The organism is Streptomyces yongxingensis (assembly GCF_055597465.1).
Genome location: NZ_CM145717.1, coordinates 8,007,212 through 8,026,520, shown reverse-complemented (window position 1 = coordinate 8,026,520; position 19,309 = coordinate 8,007,212). Strand labels below are relative to the sequence as shown.

The window sequence follows — 19,309 nt, the reverse complement described above, 5'->3', positions numbered from 1 at the left end:
CCCAAGCCCCCTGTCCCCGCGGGCTACTTGTCAGTAATCTCCTCGGCCGTGACCGACCTCCACATATCGCGCCGAAGCGCCGTCACGGCCGCGGCGGCCGCCGCCGCCCTGCTGCCCCTCGTCCCGGGCCCCACCGCCACCGCCGCCTCCGGGCCCGCCTTCCTGCACGGCGTCGCCTCGGGCGACCCGCTGCCCGACGGGATCCTGCTGTGGACCCGTATCACGCCCGCCCCCGACGCCGTACCCGGCTCGGGGCTCGGCCCCGCCGTCGAGGTGACCTGGGAGGTCGCCGAGGACCGGGACTTCCGCTCGGTCGTCGCCCGCGGCACCGTCAAGGCCGCCGCCGACACCGACCACACCGTCAAGGCCGATGTGCGCGGACTGCGGCCCGCCACCGGCTACTTCTACCGCTTCGGCCTGGACGGCGGCGTCCGCTCCCCGGTGGGGCGTACCCGCACCGCTCCAGCGCACGACGCCGCGACCGACGGGGTGCGCTTCGGCGTGGTCTCCTGCGCCAACTGGGAGGCGGGCTGGTTCTCCCCGTACCGCCATCTGGCGGCCCGCACCGACCTGGACGCGGTGCTCCATCTGGGCGACTACATCTACGAGTACCAGAGCGGCGAATACCCGGAGGCGAAGTACGTCGTCCGCCCGCACGCCCCCACCCACGAGATCGTCACGCTCGCCGACTACCGCGTCCGGCACGGGAACTACAAGACCGACCCCGACGCCCAGGCGCTGCACGCCGCGCTCCCCCTGATCGCGATCTGGGACGACCACGAGTTCGCCAACGACGCCTGGTCCGGCGGGGCGGAGAACCACACGCCGGGCACCGAGGGGGCGTGGGCCCTGCGGGTGGCCGCCGCCAAGCAGGCGTACTTCGAGTGGATGCCGGTGCGCCCCTCCACCCAGGGCACCACCTACCGGCGGCTGCGCTACGGCAACCTCGCCGACCTCCACCTGCTCGATCTGCGCTCGTTCCGCTCCCAGCAGGCGGCCACCGGCAGCGGGGACGTGGACGACCCGGAGCGCACCCTGACCGGGCGCGCCCAGCTCGACTGGCTGAAGTCGGGCCTGACCGCCTCGGACACCACCTGGCGGCTGGTGGGCAACTCGGTGATGATCTCACCGGTCGCCTTCGGGGCCCTCCCCGCCGAGCTGCTGGGTCCGCTCGCCGAGCTGCTGGGGTTGCCCAAGGGCGGGCTGGCCATCAACACCGACCAGTGGGACGGCTACACGGACGACCGGCGCGAGTTGCTCGCCCACCTCACCGACCACGGGATCGGCAACACGGTCTTCCTCACCGGTGACATCCATATGGCGTGGGCCAACGACGTACCGGTGAAGGCCGCCACCTATCCGCTCTCCCGGTCGGCCGCGACCGAGTTCGTGGTCACCTCGGTGACCTCCGACAACCTCGACGATCTGCTCCACGTGGCACCGCAGACGGTGTCCCTGGCCGCGGCCGCCGCGATCAGGGCCACCAACCGCCATGTGAAGTGGGTGGACATGGACTCGCACGGCTACGGCGTGCTGGATGTCACCCCGCAGCGGGCCCAGATGGACTACTACACCGTCTCCGACCGGACCGATCCGCACGCCGCGAGCGCCTGGACGCGGTCGTACCGCACCCGGGCGGGCAGCCAGAAGGTCGAGCGCGCCGACGCGCCCGTGCGGTAAAGGCCCACCGGTAAAGGCTCACCCGTGCGGTAGAGCCTCACCCGTGCGCTGAGGCTCAGAGGCTCGCCAGGAAGCCGAGCGCCACCCGCCAGGTGGCCTCGGCGGCCTCCTTGTCGTAGTCCGGCAGCTCGGGGTCGGTGAAGATGTGCCCGGCCCCGCCGTAGCGGAAGACCTCCACATCGGCACCGGCCCGCCGCATCCGCAGATACCAGGCGTTCAGCCAGTCGTGCGGCTCGAACGGGTCGGGGTCGGCCACATGCAGCTGCACCGGCAGGTCGTCGGCCGCGGCGTCGTCGGCGATGTCCGAGGTGCCGTGCAGCAGGAGCAGTCCGCGCGCCTTGCCGTCGGCCAGCGCCAGGTTCTGCGCCAGGGAGCCGCCGAGCGAGAACCCGGCGTAGACCAGCCCGCGGTCCGAGTACGGCGCGGCGGCGGTGATGGCCCGTTTCAGCAGCTCGTCCCGGCCGATCCGCTCCTTGATCACCATGCCGTCCTCGACGGTCTCGGCGGTCTCCCCCTCGTACAGGTCCGGCACGACCACCTCATGCCCGGCCGCGCGCAGCCGGTCGGCCGCCTCGTGCACGGCGGGCCGCAGCCCGTACGCGGAGTGGAACAGCACAATCGTCGGGGTATCGGCCACCGCCGTCACTTTCCTTCCCGTTTCACTTTCCGTGGATCAGTCCCTCCCATCGTGCCAGTCGCGGTCTGAGGACGCCCGATCCGGGGAAGGCGGGACAGGACACCCTGGAGTCTCCCCTGGGGAAGGATGAGGTAGGTGTCCATGGAGGACGTGCTGCGTCCGCTCATCGTCATCGGCGGTTCACTGGCCATCACGCTGTTCATCGGCTGGGCCGTCGACTGGCTGCTGCGGAGGGTCGATGCCCGGCATCCAGAGACCCCCCTGTGGGGCCATCTGCGCCGCTGCCGGCTTCCGCTTCAGGTGACCGTGTGCACGGCGTCGCTGAGCGGTTCGTACGACAAGACGGACGCGAGGGTCGTCCAGGAGCACGGGTCGGCGATCGGCCAGTTGCTCGCGCTGGTGCTCATCGCGGCCACGGCGTGGCTCATGGTGCGGGTCTCCTCGGCCATCGTGGAGTCCTCCTACTTCCGCTACGCCTCCTCCAGCGCGCACGACCCCGCGCGGGTGCGCCGGGTGCGCACCCAGGTGACGCTGATCCAGCGGGTGGTGGCCGCGATCGTCGGCGTGGTGGCGGCCTCCGCCATGCTGCTGACCTTCCCGACGATGCGCACGGTCGGCACCTCCATGCTGGCCTCCGCCGGGATCCTCGGGGTGGTCGCCGGTGTGGCCGCCCAGTCCACGCTGGGGAACCTCTTCGCGGGGCTGCAGATCGCCTTCGGCGACATGGTGCGGATCGGCGACACGGTCGTCGTGGACGGCGAGTGGGGCACGGTCGAGGAGATCACGCTGACCTTCCTGTCCGTACGGACCTGGGACGAGCGCCGGATCACCATGCCGGTGTCGTACTTCACCAACAAGCCGTTCGAGAACTGGTCGCGGGGCGGCACCCAGAAGGTGGCCACGGTCTTCTTCCACCTGGACCACACCGCGCCCATCGAGGAGATGCGGGAGCGGCTGCGCGAGATCGTGCAGAAATCCCCGGCCTGGGACGGCCGGGACTGGAACCTGGTGGTGACGGACACCACCCCGAGCACCATCATGGTGCGGGCGCTCATCACGGCGCGGGACCCGGACGACGCGTGGACCGTGCGCTGTGAGGTGCGCGAGAAGATGATCACGTGGCTGCGGGACGCCCATCCGTACGCGCTGCCGCGCATCGCCACCGCCCCGGCCGCCCAGGCACCGCAGGCGCTGCTGGAGAGCGAGCGCCGCCGTGAGCGCCACGACCACTTCGCCCGCTTCGAGGACGGGCTGCGCAAGGACGCCCCGCGCTCGCGGTGAGGCCGGTGGCAGCCCGCTACAACGACCGTCGCATCGCCCGGTGCGGGATGCCGCTGCCCTCGTCGAACTCGGGGCCGAACGCCTCGTAGCCCAGCCGCTCGTAGAAGCCGAGCGCATGGGTCTGGGCCTCCAGATAGACCTCGGCCAGACCGCGCCGCTGGGCCTCCGCCTCGACGGCCCGCACCAGGTCGGCCCCCAGCCCCGTGCCCCGCGCAGCCCGGGCCACCGCCAGGCGGCCGAGCACGGCGGTGGTGGCGCCGTAGACACCGGCGTGGCCGTACTTCTTGTCCGCGGCCGCGCCGTGCAGGAAGCGGACGGTGCCCACCGGGCGGCCCCCGTCGTCGGTGGCCAGGAGGTGGACGGCGTGCGCGTCGTACGCGTCCATCTCCTCCTCCTCGGGGATCCGCTGCTCGACCACGAAGACCTCGCGGCGGACCGCGAAGCAGCCGGACAGGTCCCCGTCGGTCACGACCTCGATCACGCGCTCTCCGCCGTCACGATGTCCAGCGCCCCGCGCAGATCGTCCGGGTAGGCGCTTTCGAACTCGACCCATCCGCCGTGCGCGGGGTGCTCGAAGCCGAGCCGCACGGCGTGCAGCCACTGCCGGGTCAGCTTCAGCCGCTTGGCGAGCGTCGGGTCCGCGCCGTAGGTGAGGTCGCCGACGCAGGGGTGGCGGTGGGCCGCCATGTGCACCCGGATCTGGTGGGTGCGGCCGGTCTCCAGCTTGATGTCCAGCAGGCTCGCGGCCCGGAACGCCTCGATGAGGTCGTAGTGGGTGACGCTCGGCTTGCCGTCCGCGGTCACCGCCCACTTGTAGTCGTGCTGGGGGTGGCGGCCGATCGGGGCGTCGATGGTGCCGCTCAGCGGGTCCGGGTGGCCCTGGACCAGTGCGTGGTAGCGCTTGTCCACGGTGCGCTCGCGGAACTGCTGCTTGAGCACGGAGTACGCGAGTTCGGACTTGGCGACGACCATCAGCCCGGAGGTGCCGACGTCCAGCCGGTGCACGATCCCCTGGCGCTCGGCGGCGCCCGAGGTGGAGACGCGGAACCCGGCGGCGGCGAGCCCGCCGATCACGGTGGGGCCGGTCCAGCCGGGGCTGGGGTGGGCGGCGACGCCGACCGGCTTGGAGACGACGACGATGTCCTCGTCGTCGTGCACGATGTCCATGCCCTCGACGGGCTCGGCGACGATCTGCACCGGCGGCGCGGCCCGCGGCATCTCGACCTCGAGCCAGGCACCCCCGGAGACCCGGTCGGACTTCCCGGCGACGCTGCCGTCGAGCTGCACCTTTCCGGCGGCGGCCAGCTCGGCCGCCTTGGTCCGGGAGAAACCGAACATGCGGGCGATCGCGGCATCGACGCGCTCGCCCTCCAGACCGTCCGGTACGGGCAGGGTGCGGATCTCGGGAATCGTACTCACCTGACGAGTATGCCGGACCGGGAGCACCGGTTCGTACGCCCGTCGGACACCGGCCACCCGACCCCTTGGGGCCGGGACCGGCGTCGGCCCCCCTCGTCAGTCCTTGTGGACCGTGCCGTCCGGGTCCAGACCGCGGAAGGAAAGGATCACGATCAGGAAGCCACCGCACACGATGGCCGAATCGGCGAGGTTGAAGACGGCGAAGTGCGAGGGCGCGATGAAGTCGACGACCGCCCCCTGGAAGTCCCCGGGCGCCCGGAAGATCCGGTCGGTGAGATTGCCGAAGGCGCCGCCGAGCAGCAGCCCGAGCGCGATGGCCCAGGGCAGGCTGCGAAGCTTGCGGGCCAGCCGGGCGATCACCACGATGACGCCGACCGCGATCACCGTGAAGACGATGGTCATGGCCTCGCCGAAGCCGAACGCCGCCCCCCGGTTGCGGATCACCTCGAACTGCAGCCAGGTGCCGATCACCTCGACCGGAGCGTGGTGCTCCAGCTTCGCGACCACGGCCAGCTTGCTGGTCAGATCGATCAGATAGGCCAGCGCCGCGACCGCGAGGAGCACCCCGACGCGCCGCTTCCCCCTGCCCGTCGCGGCCTCACCGGCTCCGGCGGCGCTGGTCCCGGCGCCTTCCTCTGCCTTCCCCGCGTCCGGCGTACCGATGGCCTGCTCCGCCTCTGTCACGTGAGTCCCTCAACCTCGTGAGCCTGTCTCCCCCTGTGAGGGACGAGGGTACGGCACACGCGTACGGGCGTCAGCGCCGCTCCTGGCGCTGCTTGCACTCGACACACAGCGTGGCCCGGGGGAACGCCTGCATCCGCGCCTTGCCGATCGGGTTGCCACAGCTCTCGCACAGCCCGTACGTCCCGGTGTCCAGCCGCTCCAGGGCCCGCTCGCTCTGGAGCAGCATCTCGCGGGCGTTTCCGGCCAGGGCCATCTCATGCTCGCGGGTGATGTTCTTGGTGCCGGTGTCGGCCTGGTCGTCGCCCGCGCCGTCCCCGGAGTCGCGCATCAGCCCGGTGATCGCCTCCTCGGAGGCGAGGATCTCGGTGCGCAGCCGCCCGGCCTCGGTCAGCAGCCCGGCGCGCGCCTCGTCCACCTCCTCGGCCGACCAGGGATCCTCGCCCGGGCGGACCGCGAGTTCGCCGGGGTCGACGGGGGCGCCCGCCGCACGGGCCTTGGGCAGGGGCGGCGCGGTCGTCGTGGCCTTCTTGTCGGTCGGCGCACCACCCGGGGTCTTCTTCGCAACCACTTTCCTGGCTCCCGTCTTCTTCGCGGGCACCGCCTTGTCGGCGGGCGCGGCCTTCTTGGCGGGCGTCTCCGACGTCTTCTTCGGTGCGCTCTTCTTCGCCGCCTTGGCGGCGCCTTGCGCGGCGGCCCTGCCGGGTGCCGCGGTCTTGTTGACGGCCTTCTTGCCCGAGGCGCTCTTCTTGCCGGGCGCGGCCTTCGTCGCCTTCGCCGTGCTCTTCTGCACGGTGGTCTTTCTCGCCACCATGGCCGCGGCCCCTTCACATATTGTGATCTCGCGCGCGAATCGTTCCGGAACGATAAATCGACTCCGAGCGGGCGGCAACGGGGCACGCCGCCCGATTCGCCCGGCTTGCCCGTACGACAACCCGGTCTCCACCGTTGTGCCCCACTCCGCGTCCGGTAATCCGTCCGGGATCCGGTACCCGGGGATGACCCAGCGTGACGACCCTGATCCCGGCGCCCGGCGTCTCGCCATTCGGGTCAGTCCCCGGAGCCGGCCGTCCCCCGCTCGGCGCAGTGCCCCGGCGGTGACCGAGCAGTGCCATATTCGGTCGGCCCCGGTCTCCTCGGCCCCGTACACTGGGGCGCAGCGAAAGGCATGGATGGGGACGAGTAGCGTCGTAGGCGGCCCAGAGCGACCCGGGGACGGTGTGAGCCCGGGGGCGAGCGCGATGTGAAGGATCACCCCGGAGCCGCCGGAAGAACGCCCGCCCTGGGTCAGTAGAACCGGCATCGCGATCCCAATGAGGGGGCCGGGAGCCGACCGCTGCCGGTCAAGGAGGGTGGTACCGCGGGAGCGCACGGCTCTCGTCCCTCCGACGGAAACGGAAGAGCACGTGTCCGCCGGAGGAAGAAGAGCCCCGATGACGCCGCAGTACCGCCAGGTGCCCGCCCAGGTCGACCTGCCCGCCCTCGAGCACGCCGTGCTCGACTTCTGGCGGGAGAACAAGATCTTCGCCCGTAGCCTCGAGCAGTCCGAGGGGCGGCCCGAGTGGGTCTTCTACGAGGGCCCCCCGACCGCGAACGGCATGCCGGGCGCCCACCACATCGAGGCCCGCGTCTTCAAGGACGTCTTCCCCCGCTTCCGCACCATGCGGGGCTACCACGTCGACCGTAAGGCGGGCTGGGACTGCCACGGCCTGCCGGTCGAGCTGGCGGTCGAGAAGGAGCTGGGCTTCAACGGTAAGAAGGACATCGAGGCGTACGGCATCGCCGAGTTCAACGCCAAGTGCCGGGAGTCCGTGACCCGGCACACCGACGCCTTCGCCGAGCTCACCACCCGGATGGGGTTCTGGACCGACCTCGACGGCGCCTACTGGACCATGAACCCCGGCTACATCGAGTCGGTGTGGTGGTCCCTGAAGGAGATCTTCACCAAGGGGCTGCTGGTCCAGGACCACCGCGTGGCCCCCTGGTGCCCGCGCTGCGGCACCGGGCTGTCCGACCACGAGCTGGCCCAGGGCTATGAGACGGTCGTCGACCCCTCGGTCTTCGTCCGCTTCCCGCTGACCTCGGGCCCGCTGGCGGGCGAGGCGGCGCTGCTGGTGTGGACGACCACGCCGTGGACCCTGGTCTCCAACACCGCCGTGGCAGCGCATCCGCAGGTGCGCTATGTGGTCGCCACCAACGGCGAGGAGAAGCTGGTCGTCGCCGAGCCGCTGGTCGAGAAGGCGCTCGGCGAGGGCTGGACGGTCACCGGGGAGTCCTTCACCGGGGCCGAGATGGAGCGCTGGAGCTATCGGCGCCCCTTCGAGCTGGTGGAGATCCCCGACGCCCACTTCGTCGTCAACGCCGACTACGTGACGACCGAGGACGGCACCGGTCTGGTCCACCAGTCCCCCGCCTTCGGTGAGGACGACCTGCTGACCTGCCGGGCCTACGGGCTGCCGGTGGTCAACCCGGTCCGCCCGGACGGCACCTTCGAGGAGGGTCTGGACCTGGTCGGCGGCCAGTTCTTCAAGAAGGCCGACGAGGCGCTGACGGCGGACCTCAAGGAGCGCGGGCTGCTGTTCCGGCACGTGCCGTACGAGCACAGCTACCCGCACTGCTGGCGCTGCCACACGGCGCTGCTCTACTACGCCCAGCCGTCCTGGTACATCCGCACCACCGCGATCAAGGACGCGCTGCTGCGGGAGAACGAGAAGACCAACTGGTATCCCGAGTCGGTCAAGACCGGTCGCTATGGCGACTGGCTCAATAACAACATCGACTGGGCGCTGTCGCGGAATCGCTACTGGGGCACCCCGCTGCCCATCTGGCGCTGTGCCGAGTCCCATCTCACCTGCGTCGGCTCCCTCGCCGAGCTCTCCGAGCTGACCGGCACCGACCAGAGCGGTCTGGACCCGCACCGGCCGTATATCGACGCGGTCACCTTCACCTGCACCGCCGACGGCTGCTCGCTGACGGCCGAGCGGGTGCCCGAGGTCATCGACGCCTGGTACGACTCGGGTTCGATGCCCTTCGCGCAGTACGGCTACCCGTACCGCAACAAGGAGCTCTTCGAGCGGCGCTACCCGGCACAGTTCATCTCCGAGGCCATCGACCAGACCCGCGGCTGGTTCTACACGCTGATGGCGGTCGGCACGCTCGTCTTCGACAAGTCCTCGTACGAGAACGTGGTCTGCCTCGGTCACATCCTGGCCGAGGACGGCCGGAAGATGTCCAAGCACCTGGGCAACATCCTTCAGCCGATCCCGCTGATGGATCAGCACGGCGCGGACGCGGTGCGCTGGTTCATGGCCGCGGGCGGCTCCCCGTGGGCGGCCCGCCGGGTGGGCCACGGCACCATCCAGGAGGTCGTGCGCAAGACGCTGCTCACCTACTGGAACACGGTCGCCTTCCAGGCGCTGTACGCCCGCACCTCGGGCTGGGCGCCGTCCGCGGCCGACCCGGCCCCGGCCGAGCGGCCGCTGCTGGACCGCTGGCTGCTGGGCGAACTGGGCACGCTCACCGAGCAGGTCACCGAGTCCCTGGAGGCGTACGACACCCAGCGCGCCGGAAAGCTGCTGTCGGCCTTCGTCGACGACCTGTCCAACTGGTACGTACGCCGCTCGCGCCGCCGCTTCTGGCAGGGCGACGCGGCCGCGATGCGCACCCTGCACGACGTCATCGAGACGGTCACCCGGCTGATGGCGCCCCTGGTGCCCTTCATCACCGAGCGGGTCTGGCAGGACCTGGTCGTCCCGGTGACCCCCGAGGCCCCCGCCTCCGTGCACCTGACCACCTGGCCCGAGCCGGACCGGTCGATGATCGACCCGGTCCTCTCGGAGCGAATGGCGCTCGTGCGGCGCCTGGTGGAGCTGGGGCGCGCGACCCGCGCGGAGTCCGGCGTGAAGACGCGCCAGCCGCTGTCGCGCGCGCTGGTCGCCGCCTCCGGCTTCGAAGCCCTCGGCGCCGAACTGCGCGCCCAGATCGAGGAGGAGCTGAACGTCTCCTCGCTCGCGTCGCTGAGCGAGGTCGGCGGCTCGCTGGTCGACACGACCGCGAAGGCCAACTTCCGCGCCCTGGGCAAGCGCTTCGGCAAGGGCACCCAGCCGGTCGCCAAGGCGATCGCGGAGGCCGATGCCGCCGCGCTGTCGGTCGCGCTGCGCGAGGGGAACGCGTCGGTCGTGGTGGACGGCGAGACGGTCGCCCTCTCCCCCGACGAGGTCATCATCACCGAAACCCCGCGCGAGGGCTGGTCCGTCGCCTCCGACGCGGGCGCCACGGTCGCCCTCGACCTGGAGATCACCCCGGAGTTGCGGCGCGCGGGGCTGGCCCGTGACGCGATCCGGCTGATCCAGGAGGCCCGTAAGAACAGCGGGCTGGATGTGGCCGACCGGATCGCGCTGCGGTGGCAGTCGGCCGACGAGGAGCTCCGTCAGGCCCTCGCCGACCACGCCGAGCTGATCGCGGACGAGGTCCTCGCGATCGACTTCGCGGCGGGCGAAGCCGATGCCGCGTACGGCGCCCCCTTCGAGGACGCCCCCCTGGGCCTCACCTTCCGCCTCCGCAAGGCGTAACCCCCACCGGGGTTTTGTCCCCCACCCCGCCCCTTCCCGAACCGGGGGCTCCGCCCCCGGGCCCCCGGACGCCCTTCGGGCGTGTCCTCAATCGCCGGACGGGCTGATTTCAGCCCGTCCGGCGTTTGAGGACCGGGGTCCGGGGCGGAGCCCCGGTTGTGGGGAGGGGCGGGTAGGGGACAAGCCCCCCGCCGCCCGCGCGCGCGTGGCAAAGGGCCGGGTCCCAGGAGGAAGCTCCTGGGACCCGGCCCTTGTGATTGCCGAACGCTCCGCGCTTACGCGGCCCGCGTCAGTTGTCGTCCTCGTCGATGAGGAAGCCCCGCATCGGGCTCGGCGCCTGCTGCATCGGCTGCGGACTCTGCGGCCGCACCGGTGCCATCGGCTGGGTCATCGCGGGAGACATCTGCTGCTGGCCGCCGTAGGACGGCGCTCCACCGTTCTGGTTGTGGCTGCCCATGGACTGGTTGCCGCCCATCGTGTGGCCACCCATCGTGCCGGCGCCGGCCGAGGCCATGGAGCCGCTCATCGAGGGGGACGGCGGCAGCGAGGCAGTGGCCGGGGTGCGCGGCGGGGCGAGCGAGTCGTCGGCCTGGTTCTCCAGCTGGCGCAGCTGGCTCTCCAGGTACGACTTCAGCCGCGTGCGGTACTCGCGCTCGAAGCCGCGCAGGTCCTCGACCTTGCGCTCGAGCGTGGCACGAGCGGACTCCAGGGAGCCCATCGCGACACGGTGCTTCTCCTGCGCGTCCCGCTCCAGCGCGTCGGCCTTGGCGCGGGCGTCCCGCTCCAGGCCCTCGGCGCGGCTACGGGCCTCGCCGACGATCTTGTTGGCCTCGGAACGGGCCTCCGCGATCGCCTGGTCGGCGGTCTGCTGCGCGAGCGAGAGCACGCGCGCGGCGCTGTCGCCGCCCGGGCCCTGCCCCGGCTGCGGCAGCTGCGGACCACCGGGGCCGCCAGGACCGCCGGGGCCACCCGGGCCACCGGGACCGCCCATCGGACCACCCATGGGGCCGCCGGGACCCATGGGTCCGTTCTGGCCCATCGGGCCGCCCTGCTGCATCGGGCCGGGGCCGCCCTGCTGCATCGGGCCGGGTCCACCCTGCTGCATCGGCCCGGGGCCGTTCTGGCCCATCGGACCGGCCGGCAGCTGCGGGGCTCCGCCCGGGAGTTGGGGCGGGCCACCCATCTGCTGCTGGCCGGGCGGCACCGGCTGCGGCGGTCCAGATATGGCGGCGGGCACGGGTGCGCCTGGCCGCTCCTGCTGTTCGGGAGGCTTGCGCATGCCTTGTTGCTGGCTCTGGGCGGCGGCACGCGTCGCGGCGGCCAGCTTGGCGCGCAGGTCCTCGTTCTCCCGCAGCAGCCGGGTAAGTTCGGCTTCGACCTCGTCGAGGAAGGCATCGACCTCGTCCTCGTCATAGCCTTCTCGGAGGCGGACGGTCGTGAACTGCTTGTTCCGCACGTCCTCGGGGGTCAACGGCATCTCTACTTCACCTCAACGTAGTCGTCGGCAATCGGCAAGACCGTATCGTTCACACCCTGCTCGCAAAATTGCTCACGACGGTGATCAGGATCCAGACGATGATCATCAGCACGAAGAAGGACAGGTCGAGCGCCACACCCCCGAGACGCAACGGCGGAATGAACCGCCGCAGCAGCTTGAGTGGCGGATCGGTCACAGTGTAGGTGGCCTCGAGGATGACCACCATCGCCCTACCGGGTTGCCACGAGCGCGCGAACTGGAAGACGTAGTCCATCACGAGCCTGAAGATCAGCACGATCAGGTAGCAGTAGAGCGCGATGTAGATCACCTGTAGTGCGATGCCCATCCCGCGCGTCCCTCTCCCCTGGTTCGTACTCGGCCTTTCGGCCTCGGATGACTCGGTGTTGCCGGTTTGCCGTTTTTGCGTCTCAGCTCTGGTTGAAGAACCCGCCCTCTGCGATACGGGCCTTGTCCTCCGCCGTGACATCGACGTTAGCAGGAGACAACAGGAACACCTTCTGCGTCACCCGCTCAATGCTCCCATGCAGACCGAACACCAGACCGGCCGCAAAGTCGACAAGTCGCTTCGCATCCGTGTCGTCCATCTCCGTCAGATTCATGATCACGGGAGTGCCCTCACGGAAGTGTTCCCCGATAGTACGGGCCTCGTTGTAGGTCCGGGGGTGCAGTGTGGTGATGCGGTACGGCTCCCGCTCGGACACGACCTTGGGCATGATCACTGGCGCGTTCTTCTCCAAGTTCTGACGTTCAGGTGTGATGGACGCCACGGGGGCAATTCGCGCGGGTCGCCCGGTTTCCACCGCAAGGGGAGCCGGTTCACGTTGCGCGGGAGGGTGGACGACTCGCACAGATTCGCCCCTTTCCGGCCGCGGTTCGGTCTCCCCCACCTGATGCCGCCGACGGTCCCGCTCGGGCTCCGGCTCGGGCTCGAACTCGTCGTCGGGGTCGAATCCCCGGCCGTCGTACCCATCGTCCTCCACGAGGCCGAGGTAGACCGCCATCTTGCGCATCGCGCCGGCCATTTTCTGCGTCCTCCGCTCTGTGGTGGATCGGCTCCGCCACCGGATGCCATGGATCCACGTGGCCCGCCCGCCTTTTGACGGGAATGACCATATTTTCTGCTGTGGTCCGACTTCTTCGCGACGTTACCGGAGCCTGGGTCGGACTCCGAGTACCGCAGTGCCGACGCGCACATGTGTCGCCCCCGCCGCCACCGCTTCCTCGAGGTCCGCGCTCATCCCCGCCGAGACCATGTTCGCAGCCGGATGGGCCACGCGCAGGCGGGATGAGATTTCCATCAGCCGGTCGAACGCCGCCCGCGGCCGCCCCTCGTAGGGACCCGTCAGCGGGGCGACGGTCATCAGACCGTCGAGCCGGAGCCCTTCGGCCTCGACCACGGACTCGGCGAGCCGTTCCACTCCGTCCGGTCCCACCCCTCCGCGCTCTCCCCGGTCACTGGAGTCCACGTCGAGCGCGACCTGAATCAGGACGCCCAGCTCCCGCGCGGCCCCCACAGCCGCACGGGAGAGCGCGTCGACCAATCGCTTGCGATCGACAGATTGCACCACATCGGCATAACTCGATACGGAACGCACCTTATTGGTCTGCAATTGCCCGACAAAGTGCCAGATCAATGGCAGATCCGCGCATTCCGCGGCTTTGGGGGCGGCCTCCTGATCGCGGTTCTCGGCGACATGCCGTACGCCGAGTTCCGCGAGCAAACGGACATCGCTCGCCGGATAGGTCTTGGTGACCACGATCAGGGTCACCTCTTCGCGCTTGCGACCGGCCTCGGCACAGGCGGCAGAGATACGTTCCTCCACCCGGGCCAGATTCGCCGCCAGTTCCGCCTTGCGATCCGTCACAGCTCAGCCGCCCAACCAGACATAGCTCGCGAGCCGCCCCGTGGTGTGCTCGCGCCGGTACGAGAAGTGGTCCGCCGACTCCAGGGTGCAGATGTGAGATTGTCCATCCGTCTCGTCCATCCGCACACCCGCGCACGCCAGTTGAGCCCGAACACCGGCCGCCACATCCACCGCGGGGGTACCCCAGCGGGTCTCGGCCCACGCCTCCGGCACCGTCTCGGCGACATCGGCGCGCATGTCCGCGGGGACCTCGTAGCAGCGGCCGCAGACCGCGGGCCCGGTGCGGGCGACGATACGGGCGGGCTCGGCGCCCTGTTCGGTCATCGCCTTCACCACCGCCGGGACCACTCCGGCGACCAGCCCCGGCCGCCCGGCGTGGGCGGCGCCGACGACCCCGGCCACCGGATCGGCCAGCAGCACCGGGGTGCAGTCGGCGGTGAGAACGGCCAGGGCGAGGCCCCGACGCCGCGTCACCACCGCGTCCACCGCCGGGATCTCGCCGTCCGACCACGGTCCGTCGACCACCGCGACGTCCCGGCCGTGCACCTGGTTCATCCAGACGACCGCCGCCGGGTCCAGGCCCATCGCCTTGGCGGCCAGCTCACGGTTGGTCCGTACGGCCTGGGGGTCGTCGCCGACCGCCCCGCCGAGGTTGAGCTCGTCATACGGAGCGGCGCTCACCCCGCCCCACCGATCGGTGAAGGCGAAGTGCGCGCCGCTCGCGTCGTGCTGTTGCGCTATCACGTCTGGTTCACTTCAAAGTCGCCGTCGAGCCATGCCGGACGGCTCACTTCAGGAAGTCCGGGACGTCCAGCTCCTCGGCCTGGCTCTCCGGGTAGGGGCGGGCCGGGGGGACCTGGGGGTGCGGGGTGGGCACCGGGGGCGGCGGCACCTCGGCGACCGGGGCCGGGTCCGCCGGGACGGGCTCCTCGTCCCGCGGGGTGACGCTGCCGAGCCCGCCGAAGGACGGGCGGCTGCCGCTGTCCTGGCCGGCCGGGCGGTTCGAGGAGCTGCCGGCCCCCTCTTCGCGGTTGCCGCCGCCGTAGGAGCCGAGCACCTTGTCGCGGTTCTTCGCGGGCGGCTGACCGCCGTCGAAGCCCGCCGCGATCACGGTGACCCGGACCTCGTCGCCGAGCGCGTCGTCGATCACCGCGCCGAAGATGATGTTGGCCTCGGGGTGGGCGGCCTCGCTCACCAACTGGGCGGCCTCGTTGATCTCGAACAGACCGAGGTCCGATCCGCCGGAGATGGAGAGCAGCACGCCCCGGGCGCCGTCGATGGACGCCTCCAGCAGCGGCGAGGAGATCGCCATCTCGGCCGCGGCCACCGCGCGGTCGTCACCGCGGGCCGAGCCGATGCCCATGAGCGCCGATCCGGCCTCGGACATCACGGACTTGACGTCCGCGAAGTCGAGGTTGATCAGACCCGGGGTGGTGATCAGGTCGGTGATGCCCTGAACACCCGACAGCAGCACCTGGTCGGCCGACTTGAACGCGTCGAGCACGCTCACCTGACGGTCCGAAATGGACAGCAGCCGGTCATTCGGGATCACGATGAGGGTGTCGACCTCGTCCCGCAGACCCGCGATGCCGTCCTCCGCCTGATTGGCGCGGCGACGGCCCTCGAAAGTGAACGGACGGGTGACCACACCGATCGTCAGTGCGCCCAGCGAACGGGCGATGTTCGCGACCACCGGGGCACCGCCGGTGCCCGTGCCGCCGCCCTCACCCGCCGTCACGAAGACCATGTCGGCCCCCTTGAGGACCTCCTCGATCTCCTCGCGGTGGTCCTCGGCCGCCTTGCGGCCGACGTCGGGGTTGGCGCCGGCTCCCAGGCCCCGGGTGAGCTCGCGGCCGACGTCCAGTTTGACGTCCGCGTCACTCATCAGCAGGGCCTGCGCATCGGTGTTGATCGCGATGAACTCGACGCCCTTGAGCCCGACCTCGATCATCCGGTTGATGGCATTCACGCCACCGCCGCCGATGCCGACGACCTTGATGACTGCGAGGTAGTTCTGCGGTGCTGCCACGTCGAAGGCCTCTCGCCTCGAGTTACGTGTCGCCACCCCGCCGTTGCCGCGGTGCGCCGACTGATGCCGAATGGGACGGTTCCGATTGCCGACCCCAACCCTAACGCTGAAGTTTAGGGTTACCAGTGCCTCTGTTTCCCGGACTCTTCGGAACAGGACACTAAGTCGACAAGTGGCGCGCGTTCAATGAACACGCCGAACCTCCCGCTTTTCTTTTCACCCTATGTGATCACCCAGTGGGCTAGCCAACCAGGGTGCTGGCCTGCCGCTATCCACGTCAACTGCGAGACACCGCAGGGGCACTTGGCGCTTGGACGTCGAAGTGGTCGGCGTCCGGCCGCGCTTTCATCAGGGCGGTGAGCGCCTTCGCCTTCGCCTCGCCGCGCTCTCCGCTCCCCCAGGCGATGGTACGGCCCCCGGTCAGCTCCAGGGTGATCGAATCGTACGAGCGGACCCGGAGGGAACGGGTGTCCTGACGGACCTTCTCGGGGAGTTGGGTGACCACCCGGACCGCCTCGCGGCGCAGTCTGGTCGGGCCGAAATGGCGCGAACTCGGCGACCGATCCGGCTCCATTTCCAGCAGCGGAACCCCCTTCGGACGCTTGCTCAGGGTGGAGAACCGGACTCCCGTGGCGTCCACTTCGTGGAACTTCCCGTCCTCTTCGACAATGGCTTCGGGCCTGCGTTCCGTCACCACCAGACTGATGGTGTGCGGCCATGACCGGGATACGTCCACTTTCGCAATCCGCTTCAGCCGCTCGCGCACACGGTGTTCGATCGCTCCGGTGTCCACCGCCACCAGCGGGGTGTTCAGGGATACGTCGGCGGCGTCGCGCACCTCCCCGGCGGTGAGGACGGTGGTGCCGGCCACCCGCACCCGCTCGGCCCGCAGCCAGCTCGAGCCGTAGAGCAGCCAGACGGCCCCGGCGCCGAGCAGGGTCACCGCCACCGCCGTCACCAGCAGGGTGCGGCGGCCGGGCGGGCGGAGCCGACGGCGCACCCGGAGGAGGCGTGGGGGCGGGCCGGACGGAGTCGTCCCTCGTGCACCGCGCTCGGCGGTCGACGGTCCGGCCACGCTCCCTGCCTCCTCACGCCTGGCGGCGTGCGCTGATCGCCTCGTACACCATGCCGACCAGCAGCTCGTCGGCGTCCCTGCGGCCGAATTCGGCGGCGCGCCGGGACATCTCGTACAGCCGGTGCGGGTCGCCGAGCACCGGCAGCACATTGCTCTGCACCCACTCGGGGCTCAGCTCGGCGTCGTCGACCAGCAGGCCGCCGCCCGCCTTGACCACCGGCTGGGCGTTGAGCCGCTGCTCGCCGTTGCCGATCGGCAGCGGGACGTAGGCGGCGGGGAGCCCGACGGCGGACAGTTCGGCGACGGTCATCGCGCCCGCGCGGCAGAGCATCATGTCGGCCGCGGCGTACGCGAGGTCCATCCGGTCCACGTACGGTACCGGGATATAGGGCGGCATTCCGGGCATGTTGTCCACATGTGGCAGTTCGTTTTTCGGACCGACCGCGTGGAGTACCTGGATCCCGGCGCGCTGGAGGAACGGCGCCACCGTCTGGACCACCTCGTTCAGCCGCCGCGCGCCCTGCGAGCCGCCGGAGACCAGCAGCGTCGGCAGGTTCTGGTCGAGCCCGAAGGCCGCCCGGGCCTCGGGGCGGACCGCGGCCCGGTCGAGGGTGGCGATGGAGCGGCGCAGCGGGATGCCCACGTAGCGGGAGTTGCGGAGCTTGCTGTCCGGGGTGGAGACCGCCACGAAGTGGGCGTAGCGGGAGCCGATCTTGTTGGCGAGGCCGGGGCGGGCGTTGGCCTCGTGGACGACGATCGGCACGCCGAGCCGCTTGGCCGCCAGGTAGCCGGGCAGGGCCACATAGCCGCCGAAGCCGACGACGCAGTCGGCCTTGGTGCGCTCCAGGATCTGCTCGGCGGCCTTGATGGTGCCGCGCAGCCGCCCGGGGACGGTGATCAGTTCGGGGGTGGGCTTGCGCGGCAGCGGTACGGCCGGGATGAGCCCGAGCTCATAGCCGCGCTCCGGTACGAGCCGGGTCTCGAGCCCGCGCTCCGTGCCGAGCGCCGTGATCCCCACGGTCGGGTCCTGCCTACGCAGGGCGTCCGCGAGGGCGAGCGCGGGCTCGATGTGGCCGGCGGTCCCCCCACCGGCGAGTACGACATGCACCGAAATTCACCGCTCTCCGGACGGCCGTCTCTTGACGGGCCGTCTCATCGTCTTCCGTCTCACCCGAGCCAGCTTCTTCCGCAAAGCAGGCTGCCGCATGGCCAGCGCCGCCCGCGCAGCGGGCTCAGCCCGTGCGAAGGCGATCAGCAGGCCGACGGCGAACATGGTCGGCAGCAGGGCGGACCCTCCGTAGGAGAACAGCGGGAGCGGAACACCCGCGATCGGCAGCAGACCGAGCACCGCGCCGATGTTGACCACGGCCTGGGCCGTGATCCAGGTGGTCACGCCTCCCGCGGCGTACCTCACGAAGGGGTCCTCCGTGCGTCCGGCCACGCGGATACCCGCATAGCCTAGAGCCGCGAAGAGAACGAGAACCGACAGCGTCCCCGCCAGGCCGAGTTCCTCCCCGGTAATGGCGAAGATGAAGTCAGTATGCGGTTCGGGCAGTTCGCCCCATTTCTCCATACTTGCCCCGAGTCCTGAGCCGAACCATCCGCCGTTGGCGAGCGCGTAGATCCCGTGCACCGCCTGCCAGCACTGATCGTGCGCACCGGGTTCGGTGGCGCCGATACAGGCGAGCCGGGACATCCGGTTGGCGCTGGTCTTGATGAGCAGCAGGCCGATGACCCCGGCGAAGGCCAGGACGCCCGCGAAGAGCCGGGTGGGGGCGCCGGCCAGCCACAGCAGGCCGAAAAGGATCGCCGTGAGGATGATCGCGGTGCCCATGTCCCCGCCCAGCATGATAAGGCCGAGCAGCATGCCGGTCGCGGGCACCAGCGGGACCAGCAGGTGCTTCCACTGGGCCAGCAGCCGCTTGTCCTGTTTGCGGGCGAGAAGATCGGCGCCCCACAGGACCAGCGCGAGCTTGCCGAACTCACTGGGCTGGAGCAGGAAGGGACCGCCGAAGGAGATCCAGTTCTGGTTGCCGTTGACCGCGATGCCCATGCCCGGGACCTGCACCAGACACATCAGGAAGACCGAGACCGCGAGCAGCGGATAGGCGAAGGCGCGGTGCAGTCTGATGGGCATCCGCACGGCGAGCAGCATCAGCGCGCCCCCGAGCGCGGCGGCGAAGAGCTGTTTGCGGAAGAAGTACGACGGTGAGAGCCCGGACTGCAGCGCCTTGATCTGGGAGGCGGAGTAGACCATGACCAGCCCGAGCACCAGGATCAGCAGCGATCCGCCGAGCAGCAGGTAGTACGCGGTCAGCGGCCGGTCCCAGGCCCGCCGGACGCGCTGCTGCAGCCCGCGCAGGGCGTCCACGACATTCACCCTCGACGGGCGGCCCGGAGGCCGGGAGGCGCCCGCCGTGGCGCGCGGGCGGGCCGGTGACGCCGCCCGGCCCTTGCCCCGTACGGCCTCCCGTAGCCGCGGGGCGCCGCCCGAGCGCGGCGCCGGGCGGCCGGTGCCGGGGCGGGCCGTCCGGGAGCGCGGGGCGGCGGGCTGGTCAGGCGTCATGTCGTAT

General features: G+C 70.7%; 17 protein-coding genes. 3 read left to right on the top strand and 14 right to left on the bottom strand.

Annotation, left to right across the window (positions count from 1 at the left end; genetic code table 11):
* The first annotated feature begins 48 nt into the window (after nt 1-48).
* The gene (locus tag ACZ6TD_RS34410) at nt 49-1,680 is read left to right on the top strand and encodes an alkaline phosphatase D family protein (RefSeq protein WP_471344439.1); all 1,632 of its coding nucleotides are present in this window, start codon (nt 49-51) and stop codon (nt 1,678-1,680) included.
* A gap of 55 nt (nt 1,681-1,735) precedes the next feature.
* On the opposite strand, the gene ACZ6TD_RS34405 is transcribed toward ACZ6TD_RS34410, so the two are convergent.
* On the bottom strand, nt 1,736-2,326 hold the full coding sequence (locus tag ACZ6TD_RS34405; protein ID WP_471344437.1) for a dienelactone hydrolase family protein: 591 nt from the start codon (nt 2,324-2,326) through the stop codon (nt 1,736-1,738).
* Between the two features lie 132 nt (nt 2,327-2,458).
* Between ACZ6TD_RS34405 and ACZ6TD_RS34400 the strand changes: the two genes are divergently transcribed.
* Nucleotides 2,459-3,598: a mechanosensitive ion channel family protein gene (locus tag ACZ6TD_RS34400; protein WP_471358286.1), complete on the top strand. Its 1,140-nt coding sequence runs from the start codon at nt 2,459-2,461 to the stop codon at nt 3,596-3,598.
* Between the two features lie 16 nt (nt 3,599-3,614).
* Here ACZ6TD_RS34400 and ACZ6TD_RS34395 read toward each other — a convergent pair whose 3' ends face one another.
* The 4 genes from ACZ6TD_RS34395 to ACZ6TD_RS34380 all read right to left on the bottom strand — a co-directional run bounded on the left by ACZ6TD_RS34395 (nt 3,615) and on the right by ACZ6TD_RS34380 (nt 6,512).
* Entirely contained in the window at nt 3,615-4,079 is a 465-nt protein-coding gene (locus tag ACZ6TD_RS34395) for a GNAT family N-acetyltransferase (RefSeq protein WP_471344436.1), read from the bottom strand.
* A complete protein-coding gene (locus ACZ6TD_RS34390; protein WP_471344435.1) occupies nt 4,076-5,017 on the bottom strand; it encodes an RluA family pseudouridine synthase in 942 nt (313 codons plus the stop codon). Before ACZ6TD_RS34390 ends, ACZ6TD_RS34395 begins: the two co-directional genes overlap by 4 nt.
* Nucleotides 5,018-5,113: 96 nt before the next feature.
* Nucleotides 5,114-5,701 carry a signal peptidase II gene (lspA, locus tag ACZ6TD_RS34385; protein WP_471344433.1) on the bottom strand — a complete coding sequence of 196 codons (588 nt, stop codon included), beginning with the start codon at nt 5,699-5,701 and terminating at the stop codon, nt 5,114-5,116.
* Between the two features lie 70 nt (nt 5,702-5,771).
* On the bottom strand, nt 5,772-6,512 hold the full coding sequence (locus ACZ6TD_RS34380) for a TraR/DksA family transcriptional regulator (RefSeq protein ID WP_471344432.1): 741 nt from the start codon (nt 6,510-6,512) through the stop codon (nt 5,772-5,774).
* Nucleotides 6,513-7,131: 619 nt separating this feature from the next.
* On the opposite strand from ACZ6TD_RS34380, the gene ileS reads away from it, so the two are divergent.
* The gene (gene ileS, locus ACZ6TD_RS34375; RefSeq protein ID WP_471344431.1) at nt 7,132-10,269 is read left to right on the top strand and encodes an isoleucine--tRNA ligase; all 3,138 of its coding nucleotides are present in this window, start codon (nt 7,132-7,134) and stop codon (nt 10,267-10,269) included.
* A gap of 289 nt (nt 10,270-10,558) precedes the next feature.
* On the opposite strand, the gene ACZ6TD_RS34370 is transcribed toward ileS, so the two are convergent.
* The 9 genes from ACZ6TD_RS34370 to ftsW all read right to left on the bottom strand — a co-directional run bounded on the left by ACZ6TD_RS34370 (nt 10,559) and on the right by ftsW (nt 19,302).
* Nucleotides 10,559-11,746 (bottom strand): DivIVA domain-containing protein, encoded by a 1,188-nt coding sequence (locus tag ACZ6TD_RS34370; RefSeq protein WP_471344430.1) that lies wholly within the window; start codon nt 11,744-11,746, stop codon nt 10,559-10,561.
* Between the two features lie 49 nt (nt 11,747-11,795).
* A complete protein-coding gene (locus ACZ6TD_RS34365; RefSeq protein ID WP_014060001.1) occupies nt 11,796-12,092 on the bottom strand; it encodes a YggT family protein in 297 nt (98 codons plus the stop codon).
* A gap of 82 nt (nt 12,093-12,174) precedes the next feature.
* Nucleotides 12,175-12,789, bottom strand: a complete 615-nt coding sequence (locus tag ACZ6TD_RS34360) for a cell division protein SepF (RefSeq protein ID WP_470009125.1) — start codon at nt 12,787-12,789, stop codon at nt 12,175-12,177.
* A 123-nt stretch (nt 12,790-12,912) separates the two neighbouring features.
* Nucleotides 12,913-13,632, bottom strand: coding sequence for a YggS family pyridoxal phosphate-dependent enzyme (locus ACZ6TD_RS34355; RefSeq protein ID WP_471344428.1), 720 nt, complete (start codon nt 13,630-13,632; stop codon nt 12,913-12,915).
* Nucleotides 13,633-13,635: 3 nt separating this feature from the next.
* On the bottom strand, nt 13,636-14,376 hold the full coding sequence (pgeF, locus tag ACZ6TD_RS34350) for a peptidoglycan editing factor PgeF (protein WP_471344427.1): 741 nt from the start codon (nt 14,374-14,376) through the stop codon (nt 13,636-13,638).
* Between the two features lie 43 nt (nt 14,377-14,419).
* Nucleotides 14,420-15,661: a cell division protein FtsZ gene (gene ftsZ, locus ACZ6TD_RS34345; RefSeq protein WP_471344425.1), complete on the bottom strand. Its 1,242-nt coding sequence runs from the start codon at nt 15,659-15,661 to the stop codon at nt 14,420-14,422.
* Nucleotides 15,662-15,938: 277 nt separating this feature from the next.
* Nucleotides 15,939-16,736, bottom strand: coding sequence for a cell division protein FtsQ/DivIB (locus ACZ6TD_RS34340; RefSeq protein WP_471344423.1), 798 nt, complete (start codon nt 16,734-16,736; stop codon nt 15,939-15,941).
* A 13-nt stretch (nt 16,737-16,749) separates the two neighbouring features.
* Nucleotides 16,750-17,844 (bottom strand): undecaprenyldiphospho-muramoylpentapeptide beta-N-acetylglucosaminyltransferase, encoded by a 1,095-nt coding sequence (gene murG / locus ACZ6TD_RS34335; RefSeq protein WP_037948994.1) that lies wholly within the window; start codon nt 17,842-17,844, stop codon nt 16,750-16,752.
* Nucleotides 17,845-17,850: 6 nt separating this feature from the next.
* The gene (gene ftsW / locus ACZ6TD_RS34330) at nt 17,851-19,302 is read right to left on the bottom strand and encodes a putative lipid II flippase FtsW (RefSeq protein ID WP_471344421.1); all 1,452 of its coding nucleotides are present in this window, start codon (nt 19,300-19,302) and stop codon (nt 17,851-17,853) included.
* Nucleotides 19,303-19,309 lie beyond the last annotated feature (7 nt).